Origin of the sequence: Streptomyces sp. Tu 2975 (assembly GCF_009832925.1) — a bacterium.
GTDB lineage: Bacteria > Actinomycetota > Actinomycetes > Streptomycetales > Streptomycetaceae > Streptomyces.
Genome location: NZ_CP047140.1, coordinates 5,804,084 through 5,823,917 on the forward strand (window position 1 = coordinate 5,804,084; position 19,834 = coordinate 5,823,917).

The 19,834-nt window shown below is 71.4% G+C and carries 17 protein-coding genes, 1 pseudogene and 1 riboswitch; of the genes and pseudogenes, 10 read left to right on the plus strand and 8 right to left on the minus strand.

Annotation, left to right across the window (positions count from 1 at the left end; genetic code table 11):
* Positions 1–37: 37 nt before the first annotated feature.
* The 5 genes and pseudogenes from GLX30_RS25750 (at position 38) to GLX30_RS25770 (ending at position 6,543) form a co-directional block, all read left to right on the plus strand.
* Positions 38–847, plus strand: coding sequence for a c-type cytochrome (locus tag GLX30_RS25750; protein ID WP_159692781.1), 810 nt, complete (start codon positions 38–40; stop codon positions 845–847).
* On the plus strand, positions 844–1,920 hold the full coding sequence (locus GLX30_RS25755; RefSeq protein ID WP_159692783.1) for a Rieske 2Fe-2S domain-containing protein: 1,077 nt from the start codon (positions 844–846) through the stop codon (positions 1,918–1,920). Before GLX30_RS25750 ends, GLX30_RS25755 begins: the two co-directional genes overlap by 4 nt.
* Complete coding sequence (locus GLX30_RS25760; protein ID WP_159692785.1) at positions 1,917–3,542, plus strand: cytochrome bc complex cytochrome b subunit; 1,626 nt, start codon at positions 1,917–1,919, stop codon at positions 3,540–3,542. The genes GLX30_RS25755 and GLX30_RS25760 overlap by 4 nt, the downstream gene beginning before the upstream one ends.
* 138 nt (positions 3,543–3,680) lie before the next feature.
* The gene (gene trpD / locus GLX30_RS25765) at positions 3,681–4,745 is read left to right on the plus strand and encodes an anthranilate phosphoribosyltransferase (RefSeq protein ID WP_159692787.1); all 1,065 of its coding nucleotides are present in this window, start codon (positions 3,681–3,683) and stop codon (positions 4,743–4,745) included.
* A gap of 76 nt (positions 4,746–4,821) precedes the next feature.
* Positions 4,822–4,939: riboswitch (SAM riboswitch) on the plus strand.
* Positions 4,940–5,128: 189 nt separating this feature from the next.
* Positions 5,129–6,543: pseudogene (locus tag GLX30_RS25770) on the plus strand (aminotransferase class V-fold PLP-dependent enzyme).
* Position 6,544: 1 nt separating this feature from the next.
* Here the strand turns inward: GLX30_RS25770 and GLX30_RS25775 are convergent.
* The 7 genes from GLX30_RS25775 to GLX30_RS25805 form a co-directional block, all read right to left on the minus strand.
* Positions 6,545–7,705, minus strand: coding sequence for a glycerate kinase (locus GLX30_RS25775; RefSeq protein ID WP_159692789.1), 1,161 nt, complete (start codon positions 7,703–7,705; stop codon positions 6,545–6,547).
* Positions 7,702–9,132: an SLC13 family permease gene (locus GLX30_RS25780; protein WP_159692791.1), complete on the minus strand. Its 1,431-nt coding sequence runs from the start codon at positions 9,130–9,132 to the stop codon at positions 7,702–7,704. Before GLX30_RS25780 ends, GLX30_RS25775 begins: the two co-directional genes overlap by 4 nt.
* Positions 9,133–9,218: 86 nt before the next feature.
* Positions 9,219–9,878, minus strand: a complete 660-nt coding sequence (locus GLX30_RS25785) for a response regulator transcription factor (RefSeq protein ID WP_159692793.1) — start codon at positions 9,876–9,878, stop codon at positions 9,219–9,221.
* Entirely contained in the window at positions 9,875–11,242 is a 1,368-nt protein-coding gene (locus GLX30_RS25790) for an ATP-binding protein (RefSeq protein WP_244258496.1), read from the minus strand. The genes GLX30_RS25785 and GLX30_RS25790 overlap by 4 nt, the downstream gene beginning before the upstream one ends.
* A 46-nt stretch (positions 11,243–11,288) precedes the next feature.
* Positions 11,289–11,582, minus strand: coding sequence for a small hydrophilic protein (locus GLX30_RS25795; RefSeq protein WP_159692797.1), 294 nt, complete (start codon positions 11,580–11,582; stop codon positions 11,289–11,291).
* 127 nt (positions 11,583–11,709) lie between these two features.
* A complete protein-coding gene (locus GLX30_RS25800; protein WP_065488891.1) occupies positions 11,710–11,991 on the minus strand; it encodes an Lrp/AsnC ligand binding domain-containing protein in 282 nt (93 codons plus the stop codon).
* A complete protein-coding gene (locus GLX30_RS25805; RefSeq protein WP_159692799.1) occupies positions 11,988–12,719 on the minus strand; it encodes a rhomboid family intramembrane serine protease in 732 nt (243 codons plus the stop codon). The genes GLX30_RS25800 and GLX30_RS25805 overlap by 4 nt, the downstream gene beginning before the upstream one ends.
* A 149-nt stretch (positions 12,720–12,868) precedes the next feature.
* Here GLX30_RS25805 and GLX30_RS25810 point away from each other — a divergent pair, with 149 nt between their 5' ends.
* The 5 genes from GLX30_RS25810 to GLX30_RS25830 all read left to right on the plus strand — a co-directional run bounded on the left by GLX30_RS25810 (position 12,869) and on the right by GLX30_RS25830 (position 18,571).
* Entirely contained in the window at positions 12,869–13,111 is a 243-nt protein-coding gene (locus GLX30_RS25810; RefSeq protein ID WP_159695250.1) for a hypothetical protein, read from the plus strand.
* Positions 13,112–13,148: 37 nt separating this feature from the next.
* Positions 13,149–14,513 carry an NYN domain-containing protein gene (locus tag GLX30_RS25815; protein WP_159692801.1) on the plus strand — a complete coding sequence of 455 codons (1,365 nt, stop codon included), beginning with the start codon at positions 13,149–13,151 and terminating at the stop codon, positions 14,511–14,513.
* Positions 14,514–14,835: 322 nt separating this feature from the next.
* Entirely contained in the window at positions 14,836–15,861 is a 1,026-nt protein-coding gene (locus GLX30_RS25820; RefSeq protein WP_159692803.1) for an NlpC/P60 family protein, read from the plus strand.
* A 269-nt stretch (positions 15,862–16,130) separates the two neighbouring features.
* On the plus strand, positions 16,131–17,174 hold the full coding sequence (locus GLX30_RS25825) for a C40 family peptidase (protein ID WP_159692805.1): 1,044 nt from the start codon (positions 16,131–16,133) through the stop codon (positions 17,172–17,174).
* Between the two features lie 173 nt (positions 17,175–17,347).
* On the plus strand, positions 17,348–18,571 hold the full coding sequence (locus GLX30_RS25830; RefSeq protein ID WP_159692807.1) for a hypothetical protein: 1,224 nt from the start codon (positions 17,348–17,350) through the stop codon (positions 18,569–18,571).
* Here GLX30_RS25830 and GLX30_RS25835 read toward each other — a convergent pair.
* The gene (locus GLX30_RS25835; protein ID WP_159695251.1) at positions 18,528–19,769 is read right to left on the minus strand and encodes a glycosyltransferase 87 family protein; all 1,242 of its coding nucleotides are present in this window, start codon (positions 19,767–19,769) and stop codon (positions 18,528–18,530) included. The genes GLX30_RS25830 and GLX30_RS25835 overlap by 44 nt on opposite strands.
* Between the last annotated feature and the right edge of the window lie 65 nt (positions 19,770–19,834).

The following is a 19,834-nucleotide window of genomic DNA, read 5'->3' on the forward strand; positions in this document are numbered from 1 at the left end:
AGCATCGACGCAGAAGATCCTGACACCGGGGTAATCCGTGAAAAAGCTCTCCGCACGACGACGCCATCCGCTGGCGGCGGTCGTCGTCCTACTCCTCGCGCTGGCGGCCACTGGGGGGCTGTACGCCGCGTTCGCACCCGCGGACAAGGCGCAGGCCGACACAACCGCCCAGTCCCTCGCCATCAAGGAGGGGCAGAAGCTCTACACCGTCGGCTGCGCAAGCTGCCACGGAACCGGCGGTCAGGGCACCTCAGACGGCCCGTCCCTGGTCGGTGTCGGCTCCGCCTCCGTCGACTTCCAGGTCGGCACGGGACGTATGCCCGCCCAGCAGCCCGGCGCGCAGGTGCCGAAGAAGAAGAACATCTACACGCAGGCCGAGATCGACCAGCTCGCGGCCTACGTCGCCTCCCTGGGCGCAGGTCCGATCACGCCGACCGAGAAGCAGTACAGCCCGGAAGGTGCGGACATCGCCAAGGGTGGCGAGCTGTTCCGCAACAACTGCGCCCAGTGCCACAACTTCACCGGTGAGGGCGGCGCGCTGACCGAGGGCAAGTACGCCCCGAGTCTGGAAGGCGTCAGCCCCAAGCACCTCTACGAGGCCATGCAGACCGGCCCGCAGAACATGCCCTCCTTCCCCGACACGACGATGCCCGAGCAGCAGAAGCGGGACATCATCGCGTACGTCAAGGCCGTGAACGGCGAGGAGACGCCGACCCCCGGCGGATTCGCGCTCGGTGGCCTGGGTCCGGTTGCCGAGGGTCTGTTCGGCTGGATCTTCGGTCTCGGTTCGCTGATCGCTGTTGCCATCTGGGTCGCGGCCCACACCGCTAAGGCCAAGAAGTCATGAGTAGCCAAGACATTCCAGAAGAGAACCTGCCTGCAGAGCAGGGCGCCGCGCACGACGCGGCCCACGGTGGCAGCACCGCCGTCGCACAGCGCCACGACGATCCGTTCGCCGATCCGGGACTGCCGGCCCACAAGCCGCGCATCCAGGACATCGACGAGCGGGCCGCCAAGCGCTCCGAGCGCGCCGTTGCCTTCATGTTCACGCTGTCGATGCTGGCCACGATCGGCTTCATCGCCGCGTTCGTGATCTTCCCGGTCGACAAGATCGTCTACATCTGGCCGTTCGGGCACATCAGCGCCCTGAACTTCTCGCTGGGTGTGACGCTGGGCCTGGCGCTCTTCTGCATCGGCGCGGGCGCCGTCCACTGGGCGCGCACCCTGATGTCCGACGTGGAGGTCGCCGACGACCGGCACGCGATCGAGGCCGAGCCCGAGGTCAAGGCGAAGGTCCTGGCCGACTTCGCGGACGGTGCCCGGGAGTCCGCGATCGGACGGCGCAAGCTGATCCGCAACACCATGTTCGGCGCGCTGGCCATGGTGCCGCTCTCCGGTGTGGTCCTGCTGCGCGAGCTCGGCCCGCTGCCCGAGGACAAGCTCCGCAAGACGCTGTGGGCCAAGGGCAAGCAGCTCATCAACATGAACACCAACGAGCCGCTGCGTCCCGAGGACGTCGCGGTGGGTTCGCTGACCTTCGTCATGCCCGAGGGGCTGAAGGAGAGCGACCACAACTTCAACACCGAGATCGCCAAGGCGGCCGTGATGATCGTCCGGCTCCAGCCGGAGGACATCAAGGACAAGCGTGAGCTCGAGTGGTCCCACGAGGGCATCGTGGCCTACTCGAAGATCTGTACGCACGTCGGTTGCCCGATCAGCCTGTACGAGCAGCAGACGCACCACGTCCTCTGCCCGTGCCACCAGTCCACCTTCGACCTCTCCGACGGCGCCCGCGTCATCTTCGGTCCGGCCGGTCACCCGCTTCCGCAGCTGCGGATCGGTGTGAACGCCGAGGGCAACCTCGAGGCGCTCGGCGACTTCGAAGAGCCCGTCGGTCCTGCCTTCTGGGAGCGCGGATGAGCACTGCAACGGATACGAAGAAGAAGGCGCCCGCCGGCGAGCGGGTGGCCGACTGGGCGGACGGCAGGCTCGGGATCTACTCGTTGGCCAAGGCCAACATGCGCAAGATCTTCCCGGACCACTGGTCCTTCATGCTCGGTGAGATCGCGCTCTACAGCTTCATCATCATCATCCTCACGGGTGTGTACCTGACGCTGTTCTTCCACCCGAGCATGAACGAGATCGAGTACCACGGCTCGTACGTGCCGATGCAGGGCATCCGGATGACCGAGGCGTACGCCTCGACCCTGGACATCAGCTTCGACGTCCGCGGTGGTCTGCTGATCCGGCAGATCCACCACTGGGCCGCGCTGATCTTCCTCGCCGCGATGTTCGTGCACATGATGCGCGTGTTCTTCACGGGCGCGTTCCGCAAGCCGCGTGAGATCAACTGGCTGTTCGGCTTCCTGCTGTTCGTCCTCGGCATGTTCACCGGTTTCACCGGTTACTCGCTCCCGGACGACCTGCTCTCCGGCACCGGTGTCCGCTTCACGCAGGGCGCGATCCTGGCGACGCCGATCGTCGGCACCTACCTGTCGATGTTCCTGTTCGGCGGCGAGTTCCCCGGCCACGACATGGTGGCGCGGTTCTACTCGATCCACATCCTGCTGCTGCCGGGCATCATGCTCGGGCTCGTGGTGGCGCACCTGATCCTGGTCTTCTACCACAAGCACACCCAGTTCGCGGGTCCCGGCCGGACGAACAAGAACGTCGTCGGCATGCCGCTGCTGCCGGTCTACATGGCCAAGGCCGGAGGCTTCTTCTTCCTGGTCTTCGGTGTCATCGCGCTGATCGCCGGCATGTTCACGATCAACCCGGTGTGGGCCCTCGGTCCGTACCGTCCGGACCACGTGTCCACCGGCGCCCAGCCCGACTGGTACATGGGCTTCGCCGAGGGCCTCGTCCGAGTGATGCCGGGCTGGGAGATCAACCTGTGGGGCCACACCCTGGTCCTCGGTGTGTTCATCCCGCTGGTCCTCTTCGGTCTCGTCCTCGCGGTGCTCGCGGTCTACCCGTTCATCGAGTCGTGGATCACCGGCGACAAGCGCGAGCACCACATCCTGGACCGCCCGCGCAACGCTCCGACGCGTACCGCGCTGGGCGTGGCCTGGGTGACCGGCTACGTGATCATGCTGCTGGGTGGCGGAAACGACATCTTCGCGACGCACTTCAACCTGTCGATCAACGCGATCACCTGGTTCGTGCGCATCACGTACTTCGTCGGACCGGTCCTCGCGTTCATCATCACCAAGCGGATCTGCCTGGGTCTGCAGCGGCGCGACAAGGACAAGGTGCTGCACGGACGCGAGTCCGGCATCATCAAGCGCCTGCCGCACGGTGAGTTCGTCGAGGTGCACGAGCCGCTGGCACAGGGCGACCTGTACAAGCTCACCGCGCACGAGCAGTACAAGCCCGCGGAGATCGGCCCGACCGTCGACGAGAACGGCGTCCGCCGCAAGGTGAAGCGCACCGAGAAGCTGCGCGCCAGGCTCAGCAAGAGCTACTACGGCGAGCACAACCAGATCGACAAGCCCACCGGGGACGAGTACAAGGAGATCACGAGCGGCCACGGCCACCACTGATCGCCCGACGGACACGTCCGGCAGACACGTCGCCACAGCGAAGGGCCCCGTCCACTCGATGGACGGGGCCCTTCGCCGTGCCCGGGGCTGGATAGGGTGGGATCCACCCCTGTCGGCTTGTGGACCCTGGAGCGGACCATGAACGTTGTGACCCCAGTAGGCGGCGACAGCGTGGCGGCCCACTCCTGGCCGAGCGTGCTGAACGCCCTGCTCGAGAACCGCGACCAGAGCGCGGACGCGACGGCGTGGGCCATGGACCGGATCCTCAGCGGCGAGGCCACCGACGCGCAGATCGCCGGCTTCGCGGTGGCCCTGCGCGCGAAGGGCGAGACGGTGGAGGAGATCACCGGTCTGGTGCGGACGATGTACCGCCACGCCAATCTGATCGAGGTGCCCGGGGGATGTGTCGACATCGTCGGCACCGGCGGCGACGGCGCCAAGACCGTCAACATCTCCACCATGTCCGCGATCGTCGTCGCCGGTACCGGTGCCAAGGTCGTCAAGCACGGCAACCGTGCCGCCTCCTCCGCGAGCGGCGCCTCGGACGTCCTGGAGAAGCTCGGCGTCAATCTGGAGCTGACCCCGCAGCGGGTGGCCGAGGTCGCGGCCGAGGCCGGCATCACCTTCTGCTTCGCCGTGAAGTTCCACCCGGCTCTGCGTCACGTCGCCATGGCGCGCAAGGAACTGGGCATCCGGACGGTCTTCAACTTCCTCGGTCCGCTCACCAACCCGGCGAAGGTGACCGCGCAGGCGACCGGCGTCGCCGACGCCCGGATGGCGCCGATCATGGCGGGAGTGCTGGCCGAACGCGGCTCGTCCGCACTGGTCTTCCGCGGCGACGACGGCCTCGACGAACTGACGACCACCTCCACCTCCCACGTCTGGATGGTGCGTGACGGCGCCGTGCGCGAGGAGACCTTCGACCCGCGGGACATCGGCATCGAGCTGGTCCCCGTCGAGGCGCTGCGGGGCGCGGACGCGTCGTACAACGCCGACGTGGCGCGCCGGCTGCTGGGCGGCGAGACCGGGCCCGTACGGGACGCCGTGCTGCTCAACTCGGCGGCGGCGCTGGCGGCCCTGGAACCGACCGACGGCACGCTGAACGAGCAGCTGGCGGCCGGTGTGGCACGGGCGGCCCGGTCGATCGACTCCGGTGCGGCGAGGGCCGCGCTGGAGCGCTGGGTCGAGGCCAGCAACGCGTAGCACGGTCTTGGGGCGCGGTCCGGATGGTGGACCGCGCCCTTGCGTCTGCCGCGACGTGTGGCAGGATGCTGGCCAAGGTCATGAGTGACAGCGATTACGGCCCCGGCCCGCTGTCCGGCAACCCTCCGTCCGTGGCGGGGTGCCCCGGGTGAAGACCAGGCCGCAGGCAGCGAGGTCTGTGGCAAGCGCGGACCCCCGCGGCGTCATCGACCGCCGCGTCCCTGGGGTCCTGGTCCTCGAGGGAGCACTCTCGTGAGCAAGCGAATGCGATAGGGCGTCTCCGCCCCTTCTTCAACACCCTCCGCACGGCGTCGCCGTGTGCCGAGGCAATCCCGTATCCGGGTTCTGAAGCCGAATCGCCTTTCCTGCTGGGAGATACCGCCATGTCCGTGTACCCGAACGCCACCGAGACCGCTGTCGCCGAAGCCGCCGACCCGTCCCTCTGTGCCCCGCTGCCGGTCCTCGGCCGGGACGTCACCGTCCCGCTCGTCACCGGCGGCGAAGTCACCTACGCGGCCCTCGACTACGCGGCGAGCGCCCCGGCGCTCCAGCGGGTGTGGGACGACGTGGCCGCGTACGCCCCGTACTACGGCAGCGTGCACCGAGGCGCCGGGTACCTGTCGCAGTTGTCCACCGACCTGTTCGAGAACAGCCGGGTCGTGGTGCACGAGTTCCTCGGCTGCCGCGACGACGACGAGGTGATCTTCACCCGGTCCACGACCGACTCGCTGAACCTGCTGGCCGCCGCGCTCCCCGACGACTGCGAGGTGTTCGTCTTCGAGACCGAGCACCACGCCTCGCTGCTGCCGTGGCGGGACGCCCGGGTGACGTACCTGAACGCGCCCCGCACGCCCGGTGAGGCCGTACGGACGCTGGAGCACGCACTCGCCCACCGCGACCCCCACGGCCCGGCGCTGGTCTGTGTGACGGGTGCGTCCAACGTGACCGGTGAGCTGTGGCCGGTGCGGGAACTCGCCGCCGCGGCCCACGCGCACGGCGCCCGTGTCGTTCTCGACGCCGCCCAGCTCGCGCCCCACCACCCGCTGTCCGTCAAGGAGCTGGACGTCGACTGGGTGGCCTTCTCCGGGCACAAGCTCTACGCGCCGTTCGGCTCCGGTGTGCTCGCCGGCCGGGCGGACTGGCTGCGCGAGGCCGAGCCGTACCTCGCGGGCGGCGGCGCCTCGCGCACCGTCGCACGGCGCGCCGACGGCGGGGTGGAGGTCGAGTGGCACACCACCGCCGCCCGGCACGAGGCCGGCTCGCCCAACGTGATCGGCGTCTACTCGATCGCCGCCGCCTGCAAGGCGCTCACCGAGGCCGGTTTCGACCGGCTGGTCGCCCGGGAACAGCACCTGATCGCGAAGGTCCGCGAAGGGCTCGCCGAGGTCCCCGAGGTCCGGGTGCTGTCGCTGTTCGGCGACGAAGCCCCCTCGCGTTCCGCTGGAGGGACCCCCACCCGCGTCGGTGTCCTCTCGTTCGTGGTGGACGGGTGGAACAGCTCGCACTTCGCCGCGGCACTGTCCGCCGAGTACGGCATCGGCGTCCGGGACGGGCTCTTCTGCGCCCACCCGCTGGTACGCACCCTGCTGGGCAGCGACCCGCAGGACGTCGGCGAGTGCGGCGCCCCGGAGGCCGGGCCGGGAGAGAGGTCGCTCAACGCCATCCGGGTCAGCTTCGGCGCGGGTACCCCGACGAGCACGTGGAGAGGTTCGTGCGGGCCGTCAAGGAGCTCGTCCGCGACGGCGCGCAGTGGAAGTACCGCACCGAGGACGGGCGTTGCGTGCCCGACCGCGGCTGACTCAGGCCGCGAGCCGGGTGCCCAGCAGCACCATCCGCAGCGCGCGTTCGGCCGCGTCGGCGAGGAACTCGCCGGCCCGGTCCAGCGCTTCCGGCAGCGGGACCGGCGCCGGCACGATCGACCCGTAGGCGTCCACGCCCGCGGCCCGCACCTCGTGCACGCCGTGGCCGAGCGTCCCGGCGAGTGCCAGCACCGGCACCCCGGCGGCCCTGGCCCGGTGTGCCACCTCGGCCGGGATCTTCCCGCGCACGGTCTGGTTGTCGAGCGCCCCCTCCGCCGTGATGACCAGGTCGGCGCGGGCCAGCCTGGCATCCAGGTCGACATGGTCCAGCAGCACGTCGAAGCGGGGCAGCAGCCGGGCGCCGAGCGCGGCCAGCCCCGCGCCGAGGCCGCCCGAGGCACCCGTGCCGGGGGCGGTCCGCAGGTCGACGGCGGCCGGCAGGGCGGCGGCGAGGTGCGCGGCCCAGTGTTCCAGCGCTGCCGAAAGCTCCTCGACCTGCGCAGGGCTCGCGCCTTTCTGGGGGCCGAAGACCCGGGCCACGCCGTGCTCGCCGCACAGCACGTTGTACGGGTTGCAGGCCACCAGGATCTCGGCCGCGGCGATACGCGGGTCGAGGCCGGCGCTGTCGATCCGCCCGAGGCGCGACAACGCGCGTCCCCCCGGCCTCAGTTCGTGCCCCTCGGCGTCCAGGAGCCGGACGCCGAGGGCCTGGAGCGCGCCCGCCCCGCCGTCGGAGGTGCCCGAGTCGCCGCAGCCGACGAGGATCCGCCGGGCACCGGTGTCCAGCGCGGCCCGGATCAGCTCACCCACGCCGTAGGTGGTGGTGGCGCCCGGGTCCCTGCGGTCCGGCGGCACCAGGGCCAGTCCGGCGACGGCGGCCATCTCGACCACCGCGGTGCCGTCACCGAGCCGGGCGAAGTGGGTCGGTACGGGAGTGCCGAGCGGTCCCGTGGCCCGGCGGCGCACCAGCCGGCCGCCGGTCGCCGCCGCCAGCGCCTCGGCCGTGCCCTCCCCGCCGTCGACCAGCGGGACGAGGTCGATCTCGGCGTCGGGCGCGACCCTGCGCAGCCCTTCCGCGATCGACTCCGCGGCCTCCCGGGCCGTCAGGGACTCCTTGAAACCGCTGGGTGCGACGGCGATACGGATGGGGGAACGGTTCATGGCTGGGTCTCCAGAAGGACGGGCACGCCGAGCAGCGGCCAGACGGTGAGGGCGAACAGCAGCACGAGGGCGGCGCTGAGCGGCGCGAGGAGGCCGGACAGCCGCAGCAGATCGCGCGGGGTGAAGGTGGGCACACCGTCCGGCGGGTCGGCGAAGAGTGTGACCGGCTTGGCGGAGGCGGGCAGCGTGTGGCAGAACCCGGCCGCCGCGGTGGACGCCAGGGCCGCGGCGACCGGATTGACCTCGGCGGCGACGGCGGCGGCCACCACCAGGGGAACCAGCACGGACGAGCGGGCGGAACGGGACTGAAGCACGAGGTGCGAGGCCGTACTGACCACCACGATCACGGTGAGGAACAGCCACGCCGGCAGGTCCCCGGGCAGCCCGCCCACCAGCCACCCGGCCGCTCCGGACCCGGCCAGCGCCATCCCCATCGCGGTCGTCGCCGCCATGAACAGCAGCAACGGCCAGGGCACCGTCCGCAGCCCGTCCTTCAGCCGCACGGTGCCGAGCGCCGGCGAAGCCGCCACCACCGCGCCGATCAGGGCGACCACCGCCGGCGGTACCCCGTGCAGCGGCTCGCTGCACCACAGCGCCACCACCGTGCCCAGCAACAGCAGGCACCGTGTCTCGGCGGTGGTCAGCGGACCGGTCACCGCCGTGGGGGAGTGCGCCTGGAGCAGCGTGGGCGTGATGCTGACCGGCCCCCGGCGCTCCGCCCGCGAGGTGGTGGTCAGCAGCACGGTCTCGGCCGCCAGATGCGAGGAGACCACCGCCAACGGCAGGCCCAGCAGCAGCCATTCGACGAAGCCGAGCCGCTCACCGGTCTGCTCCCACAGCACGCTCACCGTGATCAGATGCGCGCCGGCGCCGATGAGGGTCGCGACGGCGGACAGCAGGACCACCGTCGGGAACAGCAGCGCCAGCATCACCACCAGCCGCCGCCGGTCGGCGAGCGTCTTGGCGAGAGCGAGGAACACCGGCATGGCCAGCGCGGCCCGGCCGGACGTCGCGGGCATCGCGAACGCGGTGACCACGAGCGCCGCGGTCGTCAGGTGCACCAACTGCCGTACGGTGCGCGCCCCGCCGACAAGGAAGGCGGCCGCCCGTCCCGCCAGCCCCGTCCTGGCGACGGCGGCCGCCAAAACGAACGCGCAGATCAGCAGCCAGACCGTCTCGTCGCCGAGGGTGGCGAAGAGGGTGTCGGCGCTGATGACGCCCGTCGCGGTGAGCGCCAGCCCCGCGCCGAGGGCGATGTAGGTGTCGTCGACAGGTGCGGCGACCCAGGCGCAGGTGGCGAGCGCGAACACGGCGAGCGTGAGCCGTGCTTCACCGTTCAGCGACGGGAAGACGGTGGGGACGGCGAGCAGCGCGCAGACGCTGAGCGCCGCGCACAGCCACACCGTCTGGCGGAGGGAGAGGGTCACGACGAACAGTCTTCGAGCGGGCCGTGAGCCGCCGATGAGCCCCGGATGAAGGAAAGTTCATCCGGAGACACACCCTTTGCCGCTGTCTACGGCATTCGGTAGCCCATGCCCCGTACCGTCTCCAGCCGTTCGGCACCGAGCTTCTTGCGCAGCGCCCGCACATAGACGTCCACGATGTTGGAGCCGGGGTCGAAGTCGTAGCCCCACACATGGGAGAGGATCTGCTCGCGGGACAGCACCTGGCCGGGATGGCGCAGGAACAGCTCCAGCAGTACGAACTCACGTGCCGTCAGGTCGACCGTCCGCCCCGACGCTCGGGCCCGGCGGGTCCGCAGGTCCAGGCCGAGGTCGCCGCTGCGCAGGACCGTGACCTCCGGGGCGCGGGCCGCGGTGCGCAGCCGCAGCCGTACCCTCGCGAGCAGCTCCTCGAAGCGGAACGGTTTGGTCATCCAGTCGTCGGCGCCGCCCTCGAGGCCGGCGACCGTGTCCCGTACCGAGTCGCGGGCGGTCAGCACGACGACGGGCAGGGTCACCCGGGACTCGCGCAGCTCGCGCAGCACGGTGAAGCCGTCCCGGCCGGGCAGTCCGATGTCCAGCAGCATCAGGTCGAAGCCGCCGGACAGGGCGTGGCCGAGAGCGGTGTCGCCGTCGGCGGCGACCGTGGTGGTGAAGCCGTTGGAGCGCAGCCCCTTCTCGACGAAGGACGCGATCCGCTCCTCGTCCTCGGCGATCAGAATGCGGTTCACAGCGCGTCCTCCATGACGAGTACGAATGTCGCCCCTCCGCCGTCGGTGCGGCGCAGCTCGACCCGGCCGCCCCGGTGCCCCTCCGCGATGGCCCGGACGATGGACAGGCCCAGCCCGGCGCCGCTCGTGCGGGCGCCGCGCCGGGCGGTGCCGCGCCGGAAGCGCTCGAAGATCACCCCGGCGTCCTGCTCCTGCACCCCCGGCCCGCTGTCGGCGACGTACAGCTCCAGCCGGTCCTCGACTGCGCGGGAGCCGATGCGTATCCGGGCGCCGGGGACGGTGTGCTGCACCGCGTTCTGCGCCAGCTGCACCATGGCCTGGGTGATGCGCTGCGGATCGAGCACCGCCTCGCGGTCCGCGACCTGGTCCAGCACCCAGTCACGCTCGCCCAGCGCCCGCGCCTTCACGAACACGTCGGCGGTCAGCTCGCCGAGCTGCACCGGCTCGGGACGGATGAAGTCCGGCCGCTCGGCCTTGGCCAGCAGCAGCAGGTCCTCCACGATCCGGCTCATCCGGTCGAGCTCGTCGGTGACCAGGCGGACCGTCTCGCGCTGCTCGACCGGGTCGTCGCCCATGACCTCCAGATGGCCGCGCACGATGGTGATCGGGGTGCGCAGCTCGTGTCCGGCGTCGTCGACGAACTGCCGCTGGCCCGCAAAGGCCCGCTCCAGCCGGTCCAGCATGGCGTTGAAGGTCTCGGCGAGCGCGGCGATGTCGTCCCGGCCCTGGACAGGGATCCGCTGGGTCAGGTCCTGCTCGGTCAGCTGCTCGGCGGTCGCCCGGACCACTCGTACGGGTGCCAGGATGCGGCCGGCCACCACCCATCCGATGCCGGTCGTCAGCAGCAGCGCCACACCGGAGATCACGAGCAGCGTGCGGAACGCGTCGTCGGCGATGGACCGCTCGCCGTCGGCGTGGAACGCGACGACGAATGCCGCCGGGTGACCCGGCCGGGCGGAGTCGATGGGCACCTTCGCCCAACGCACCTCGCCGGCCGGCCGATCGAGGACGCCGGAGGAGGCCTTGGAATCCAGGATCGCGGAGAGGGAGGTCCGGTCCGGGTGCAGCGCGACGGAGGCGCGTATGTCGCGCGACTGCCGTATGACGTGGAGGCTCTGCCCGGCCGGGCGGGTCAGTCCGAGCAGTTCCTCGTCGGGATCGGAGTACTGGCGCTGGAGGAAGACCCGCAGCAGCTTCTCCGGGTCGGTGAAGGTGCGGCCGGTGTCCGGGTCGACGCCCTGGGGCACGAAGTTCCCGAACTCCTGGGTCTCCTGGGTGAGCAGCTGGTTGATCCGGTGGTCGATGTCCCGCAGCAGCAGTGACCGGGTGGTGGTGGCGACGGCAGCCAGAGCCACCGTCATCATCAGCAGCAGCCAGAGCAGAATGCGGACCCGTGCGGAGATCCGGCGGTCAGTTCTCTTCACCGGTGTCGTCATCGTCGTCGTCGGTGGCCGCCGGACCCGGCACGACGGCGTCGCCGGTGGGGCGCGGGATCGCCGGCGTGGCGCTCGGGCTGCCCGACGGGGTGCCGCCGGGGGTGGCGGACGGCGCGGGCGAGGCGGGACGCGGAGTGGCGTCCAGCTCGACGGCCGGCGGCACCCGGGGCGTTTCCGGGGCGTCGGTCAGGGCGTAGCTGGTGGCCGCGATACCGAGCGGGATGGCGACGACGGCGGCGAGGGTCGCCATGCGATGGGTGAATGCCATACCGCTCATCGTCGGGTCCTGGCGGAAGGCCCGGATGAGGGGCAGATGAGGATTCCTTCATGAACGACCCGCAACGAGCCCCGCCCCGGGTCCGCACGCCCGGGCGGCCACGGCCGCCGGACCGGTCCTACGCGTCCAGCCCGATGGCGAACGCCGCCTCCAGGTCGTGCTGCGAGTAGGTGCGGAAGGCGACATGCGTATCGGTCCCCTCGACGCCGGGGATCTTGCTGATCCGGCCGGGGATCACGTCCGCCAGGTCGTCGTGCCTGGCCACGCGCACCATGGCGATCAGGTCGTAGGTGCCGGTGACGGAGAAGACCTCGCTGACGCTGTCCAGCGCGGCGATGGACTCGGCGATCTCGGGGATGCGGTCCACGCTGGTCTTGATGAGCACGATCGCGGTGATCACGGCTGGCTTTCTCCCTCGGTCGCTGCGGATGCGTTCACTCTAGTCCCACGCCCGTAGCGGCCCCACGCGTAGACGAAGCCCGCTCCGAAGCCGACCAGGTGCGCCAGATACGCGACGCCCGGCCCGCTGCCGGCGCCCCTGGCCGCCAGCCACTGCAGGACGAACCAGAAGATCAGCACCGCCCAGGCGGGGAAACGCAGCGGCAGGAAGAAGAGGAAGGGGAACAGGCTGGTCACCCGTGCCCTCGGGAAGAGGAAGAGGAACGCCCCGAGGACGGCGGAGATCGCTCCGGAGGCTCCCACCAGCGTCTGCTCGGAGTCGGCGTTGACGACCGCGAACACGAGCAGCGCGAGATAGCCGGCCGCGATGTAGAAGACCACGAACTCCAGCCGCCCCAGCCGCTCCTCCGCCATGGCGCCGAAGACGAACAGGAACAGCATGTTCCCCAGCAGATGCAGCCAACTGCCGTGCACGAACAGCGCGGTGAGCGGGGTGAGCAGAGCGCCCGGGGAGCCGGCCGTCAGCTCGGCGGGGATCACGCCCCAGCGCTCGAAGTACCCCGCCTGGGCGACGAGCAGGCGGTCACCGAGGCCGTACACCGGGTTGAATCCGGATACCGGGCTGATGACGAAGATCGCGCAACAGACCGCGATCAGGCCGTACGTCACCGCGGGCCCCGAGGCCGCGTTCCTGAGCGCTTCCCTGGCCGTGCCCCACCTACTGATCATGGACAGAGCATGGCGTAGCAGGACCGAACGGTACAGAGTGCCTCGCCGCGACACCGGGTACCTGCAAGGCCGTAGGGTTACAGGCAGTACATCCGCAGTTCGACGGCGCACCGCGGTACCGCACCCGCATGAGACAAGAGGACGGCACGATGACGACGGTTCCCTCGCCGACCGCCGAAACCAGGTGGCGCTGCACGCTCTGTGGCAATCTGACGCGTTTCGACGTCACACGCTCGTCGAAGGTCGTCGAGTACGTCCATCTGGACCTGGCGGGCGAGCCGACCGTGGAGGAGCGCGAGGTCGTCAGTGAGACCATCGAGTCGGTCCGCTGCCGCTGGTGCAACGCGGTGGACCAGATCGAGCTGGTGGACAGGCCGGGAGCCGGTTCCTGAACGGAGCGGCCCCCATGGGTGGTAGGGGTGACGGATCGTGGAGCAGCCTGAGAACGGCGGCGGGCCGGCCGGTGCGGCCGGTGACGCCGCCGAGGCGCTCGACCGCCCGCTGCCGGAAGGTGTGAGGCGACGGGTCGTCGCCCTCGTCTCCGACGCCTTCGGCGGCCTGACCGTCGCCGAACTGCCCGCCCAGCTCCGGCAGTACGCCCGCTTCACCCCTACCCGGCGCGCCAAGTTCGCCGGGAACGCGATGGCCGCCGCGCTCGAGGGAGACCCCATCTTCCGCCAGCGCATCGGCGAACGGCTCGGCAAGTCCCAGCCCGAGCTGGTCAAGGCACTCGAGTCCGGATCGCCGCCCGCCGCCGCGGACCCCGCCGACGTGGCGGCGGCCGCCTATGTGCTGCGCCCCGCCGGCTGGGTCAAGATGGTCGCCGCCGCCGGCGAGGAGGCCCAGCGGGCCGACGCCGAGCGCGCCGACGAGGCCGGCCGGCGCGAGCTGGACCGGCTGCGCGAGGAACTGGCCCATGCCCGCGACCAGATCAGGTCGGAGACCGAGCGGCTGCGCGCCGAACTCGACAGCGCCCGCAAGGAGAACGAGTCACTGCACCGCAAGCTGCGCAGCGCCCAGGCCGATCTGAAGCGCGGCGAGGCCGCCCGGCGCCACCGGGACGCCGAGATCGACGGTGTTCGGGCCCAGGCCGCGGCCCAGGTGTCGGCGGCGGAGAGCGAGACCCGGCGGCTCAAGGCACGCCTGGCGGAGGCCGAGGCGGCGGTCGAGGCGGGCCGCCGTGCCGCCCGCGAGGGCCGTTCCGTCGAGGACATGCGGCTGCGCCTGCTCCTGGACACGGTGCTCGACGCCGCCCAGGGGCTGCGCCGCGAGCTGGCCCTGCCGCCCGCGGGCATGCACCCGGCCGACACGGTGGAGGCCGTGGAACCGGGGCGGATGTCGCCCAAGGACATCGCGGCACGGGCGCTCTCCGAGACGGATCCCGCCCTCCTCGACCAACTCCTGGCGCTGCCGCAGGCGCATCTCGTCGTCGACGGCTACAACGTCACGAAGACCGGATATCCCACGATGCCGCTGGAGAAGCAGCGGCTGCGGCTGCTGGGCGGCCTGTCGATGCTCGCCGCCCGGACGGGCGCCGAGATCACCTGCGTGTTCGACGGGGCGGAGCTGGCCGCTCCGGTGCTGCTGGCGCCGCCGCGCGGGGTGCGGGTGCTGTTCTCCAAGGCGGGTGTGACGGCGGACGAACTGATCCGTCAGCTGGTGCGTGCGGAGCCGCCCGGCCGGCCGGTGGTGGTCGTCTCCACGGACCGCGAGGTGGCCGACGGCGTCGCGAAGGCGGGCGCCAGACCGGTCGCGTCCGCCTTGTTGCTGAAGCGGCTTTCGCGCGTCTCGTAACTCCGGCGGCATATGCCCGATTTCGGGTCTCCGCAGGTGGGACGCTGTGTCAAGTTTCCCTCACTACACGTGTGATGAGAGTAAAGAATGGGCTCCCTGGGTAAGATTTTTCCCGTGAGGATTTGAAGTGATCACAAGAAGGTCACTAAGGTCGGGGCTCGAACCTTCGCGCGGTTGATCGCCCATCCGGGGCGACAGCGAAGGAACCGCCGAGTTCGTGCAGTTCGACCCCATTTCCCCCAGGGACCCGATGCGCGGACGCCGGGGATTCGCGTCCCCCCACTGCCCGGTAGGCGGCTCGAGGAAGAAGGAGCTCGCCTTCGTGGCGTCCCACCGTCGTCCCAAGCAGCCGAGCCGCACCCGCGTGACCGTGCTCACCGCGACCGCCGCAGCGGCCGTCGCCCTGACCGCCCAGACCGCCCAGGCCGACCCGAAGCCGAGCAAGAGCGAGGTCAAGGAGAAGGTCGACAAGCTCTACGAAGAGGCGGAGAAGGCCACCGAGAAGTACAACGGGGCCAAGGAGCAGCAGGAGAAGCTCGACGAGCAGATCGACGCGCTGCAGGACAAGGTCGCCCGCGGGCAGGACGAGCTCAACACCCTGAGGGACAGCCTGGGTTCGGTGGCGAGCGCCCAGTACCGCACCGGTGGCATCGACCCCTCCGTGCAGCTCTTCCTCTCCGGCGACCCGGACACCTACCTCGACAAGGCCTCCGCGCTGGACCAGCTCGGCGCCAAGCAGACCGAGGCGATCCAGGAGATCCAGGCCAAGCAGCGCACCCTCGCGCAGCAGCGCCAGGAGGCCCAGAGCAAGCTCGGCGACCTCGCCGAGACCCGCAAGACGCTCGGCGAGAAGAAGAAGGAGGTTCAGGGCAAGCTCGCGGAAGCGCGGCAGCTGCTGAACTCCCTCACCGCCGCCGAGCGCGCCGCGCTCGCCGCCGACGAGAGCCGCGCGAACCGCGCCAGCGCCCGTGTCGACCTCGGGCCGGCCGTGCCCGCCTCGCAGCGCGCGTCCGCCGCGTTCGCCGCCGCGCAGTCCCAGATAGGGAAGCCGTACGTCTACGGCGCGTCCGGCCCGAACTCCTTCGACTGCTCGGGCCTCACCTCCTGGGCGTTCGCGCAGGCGGGCGTCTCCATCCCGCGCACCTCGCAGGCGCAGGCCAACGCCGGCTCCCGCATCTACTCGCAGAGCCAGCTCAAGCAGGGCGACCTGGTCATCTTCTACGGCGACCTGCACCACGTCGGCTTCTACGCGGGCAACGGCCAGGTGCTGCACGCCCCGCGAAGCGGCACCAACGTGCGCTACGAGTCGATCAACAACATGCCTTTCCAGTTCGGCGTGCGTATCTGACGCACGGTCGGACGGACTGCCGGTCAGGCAGTCGGACGGATCGTTCTGCGGGTCCTCACACCCGCCCGAACGGGGGAATTCGTCCCCTTCGTACTGACGCGACGCCCCGCCGGTGACCTGTGGTCTCCGGCGGGGCGTCACTCTTTGTGCCCGCCGGGGTCTTTGGTCACCTCGTGTTCACCCGGTTACTCTCTGCCGCGCATCGAACCCGGTTCCCCGGAAGTCCCGGTGGAACCGCTGCGAAAGTCCTGCGGAAGGGAGCGCGGCACGTGGTGTCCCACCGCCGACCCTCACAGCCCGGCCTCACACGGAGTGCCCGGGGCACCGTCCTGTCCGCCGCGGCGGCCACGGCCGCCGCCGCCCTGGGCGCCGGTGCCGCACCGGCAGGTGCCGAGCCGGGAACCGGCGCGGAGGCGACCCGGGCCAGGGTCGACCGGCTCTACGAGGAGGCCGAACGGGCCACGGAGCGCTTCAACGCCGCGGACGAGCGTGTCGAGGCGCTCCACGAACAGGCCGAACACGCGCAGGACAGGGTGGCCCGCAGCCAGGAGCGGATCAACCGGATGCGCGAAGCGCTCGGCTCCGTGGCAGGGGCGCAGTACCGCTCCGGCGGCATCGACCCGGCGCTGGCGCTGCTGCTCTCCCAGGACCCGGACGGCTACCTCGACGCGGCGGCGACGCTGGACCGCATCTCCGAACGCCACTCCGCCGCGCTGACCGACCTCCGCCAAGAGCAGCGCGACCTCGGCCAGGAACGCTCGGAGGCCGCGCGCGACCTGGCCGAACTGGAGCGCAGCAGAAGCGCGGTGGCGCGTCACAAGCGCACCGTGGAACGCAAGCTCGGCGAGGCCAGACGCCTGCTGAACGCGCTGCCGGCCGAGGAACGGGAGGCGTACGACCGGTCCTCGCGCTCCGGCCGGGACGACCTGGCGGGCATGACAGCACTGCCCGGTGTCCCGGCCGCCAGCGCGCATGCGGCGGCGGCCATGGCGGCGGCACGCAGCGCGGTCGGCCGCCCCTACGTGTGGGGCGCCAGCGGGCCCTCCGGCTTCGACTGCTCGGGCCTCGTGCAGTGGTCCTACGCCCAGGCGGGAGTGGGCCTCCCGCGCACGTCCCAGGCCCAGGCGGACGCGGGCACCCGCGTGCCCCTGTCGGAGGCCCGGCCGGGCGACATCGTCACGTACCGGAGCGACGCGAGCCATGTCGGGATGTACGTGGGGAACGGGCAGGTGGTCCATGCGCCGTATCCGGGGGCGGCGGTGCGGTACGACCCGGTGGGGATGATGCCGGTGCACGCGGTGACACGGGTGTAGGTGGGGCTGGTGGGGCATGGGATGCCTCGCGGCGATCGAGGCGCGTGGTGCGGGGGCGCCCCCTGGGAACCTCGCGGTGGCGGTCCGGGCGGTCCGGGCGGTCCGGGCGGTCCGGGCGGTCCGGGCGGAGCGGACGGGGCGGGCCGGGGCGGGTCGTTACGTACCATCGCAGGATGGCATCGCACGGGCGCGCGCAGCGCACAGCAGGGACGGCGCTCGCCGTGCTCGTGCTCGTCGGCGGGTGCGGTGGCATCGGCCCCGCGCCCGTGGACCCGGCCGTCGAGGAGATACAGCAGGCCCTGGACGTCCGGGCCGCCGCCCTGCTCGGCCACGACCGCGCCGGCTACCTCGCGTCGCTCGAGCCGGGCGCGGCCGCTCTGCGGGCCGCGCAGGGTGAGGAGTTCGACAACATCGCCGACGTGCCGCTGCACTCGTGGGGGTACCGGGTCAAGGGCGTGCGGCACCAGGCCGGGAAGGCCGTCGCCGACACCGAGCTGCGGTACCGGATAGCCGGTTACGACAGCGCGCCGATGACCGTCTCACGCACCCTCGAGCTGACCGAGCGCGACGGCCGCTGGTACGTGACCGCCGACCGCGCCGGCACCGGCGCCCCGCAGCAGCTGTGGCAGCAGGGCGATGTGGACGCCGTACGGGGCAGTCACAGCCTCGTCCTCGGCGTCGGACAGGACGAGAAGCGGCTGCGTGAGCTCGCCGCCGCCACCGACCGCGCCGTGCCCGCCGTATCGGGCGCCTGGCCGTCGACCTGGGCAGGCAGGGTCGTGGTGCTCGTACCGGACTCGGTGGAGGCCATGGGGAGGCTGCTGGGCACGCCGGCGGCCGGGTACCGGGGTATCGCGGCCGTGACCACCGGCGAGACGGGCGGCGCGAAGGACGGTTCGCCCGCGGACCGGGTCGTCGTGAACCCGGAGGCGTACGGGCTGCTCGGCGAGTTCGGGCAGCGGATCGTGCTCACCCACGAGACCACCCATGTGGCGACCCGGGCGCACACGTCCGCCGCGACACCGATGTGGCTGTCGGAGGGCTTCGCGGACTGGGTCGCGTACCGCGGAACCGGACGTACCGCCGCGGAGGCCGCCCCGGAGCTGCTGGAAGCCGTCCGGGCAGGGGACGTGCCGGCCGTACTGCCGTCGGACCGGGACTTCTTCTTCGGTGGCGACGCGGACGCGCTCGCGCGGGCCTACGAGGGCGGTCGGCTCGCGTGCGAGATGATCGCCGGCCGCTGGGGCGAGGCGAAGCTCACCGCGTTCTACCGGTCCGTCGGGGAGGGCCCGCGGCGGGAGGGCGCGATCGAACGGGCTCTCGGCGAGGAGCTCGGCACCACACCGGAGGCGTTCACCGCGATGTGGCGGGACTTCCTTCGCGAGCAGCTGGGCTGATCCGGGCCGGCGGCCGCGGCGGGGGAACCGTCTGCCGCCACAGCCGGCGGCAGGCGGTGACGGTCGCGGCCACCAGCAGCCCGTTGCGCAGGACGAGCAGCGCGATGCCGGACGGATCGCTCGCCACGACTTCCGCGAACCAGATGGGGAACTCCAGCACCGTCACGGCGGTGGCCGCCAGCACCAGGCAGGCCGGAAGCGTCATCCGGCTGCCGGGGAACACCAGGCACACGGCGGCCAGGCCGACCAGCCACACCATGTACTGCGGGCTGATCACCCGACTCGTGGTCGTGAACAGCAGCACCGCCGCGAACGCGGCGTCGCACGGCGTGGACGGCCCGAACTCCTTCGCCCGGAGCCGCCAGAGCACCAGCCAGCCGAGCGCGAGGACGGACAGGCCGAGGGCGGCCGTGCTGACCAGCGGGACGTACGGGCCGAGGAACTCGACGGACCCGTAGTTCAGCAGCACCTGCCCCTCCCAGCCGAAGTGCCGGGCGAAGTGGAAGACCAGGGCGCCCAGCGACTCGACCTCGGTACCCCGGTCGCGCTGGAAGGTGAGGAACGCCAGCCCGCCCGGCATCAGGGTGCACAGCAGCACGGTGACCGCCCCGGCCGTGGCGGCCGCGGCGGCCCAGGACCGGACCGTGGTCCGCCCTCGCGGAACCCCCAGCAGGAGAAGCACCGGCCACACCTTCAGCACAGCCCCGAAGCCCGCCAGCGCCCCCAGGGTCCGCGGCCGGCGCACGCCGGCGAGGAGCGCGGCGACGGCGACGGCCGTGACCATCAGGTCGTAACGGGCGTACACCGTCGGGCCGAGCAGGGGAACGCCCACCACCCACACCCAGGTGCCGCGCCGTGCGGTGCCGCGTCGCTCCGCGTAGCGCAGCAGGAGCAGGACCAGCAGGTCGCACACGAGGACGAGGACGAAGAAGGCGGACGTGTAGTCGAGACCCGGGAGGAGCCCGGGGGAGAGGATCGCGAGCGCGCCGGCGGGCGGGTACTGCCAGGTCACGTCGTCCAGCGGGTACGTGCCGGTGCTCAGCACCTCGTACCAGCCCCGGTAGATCGCCGAGACGTCGCTGGTGACGTCGGGCCCGGGGAAGACGACGACCTTGAAGACGAACAGCAGCAGCGCGGTCCTGGTGAGCAACCACACCGCGAAGGGGAGGATCGTGCCTCGCGCGACCGCCGTCGGCATCGTGTCTCTTTCGTCGGTGGGGGAGCCGGGGGACGACTCGGGAGCTGAGACTGCCATCATGCCGT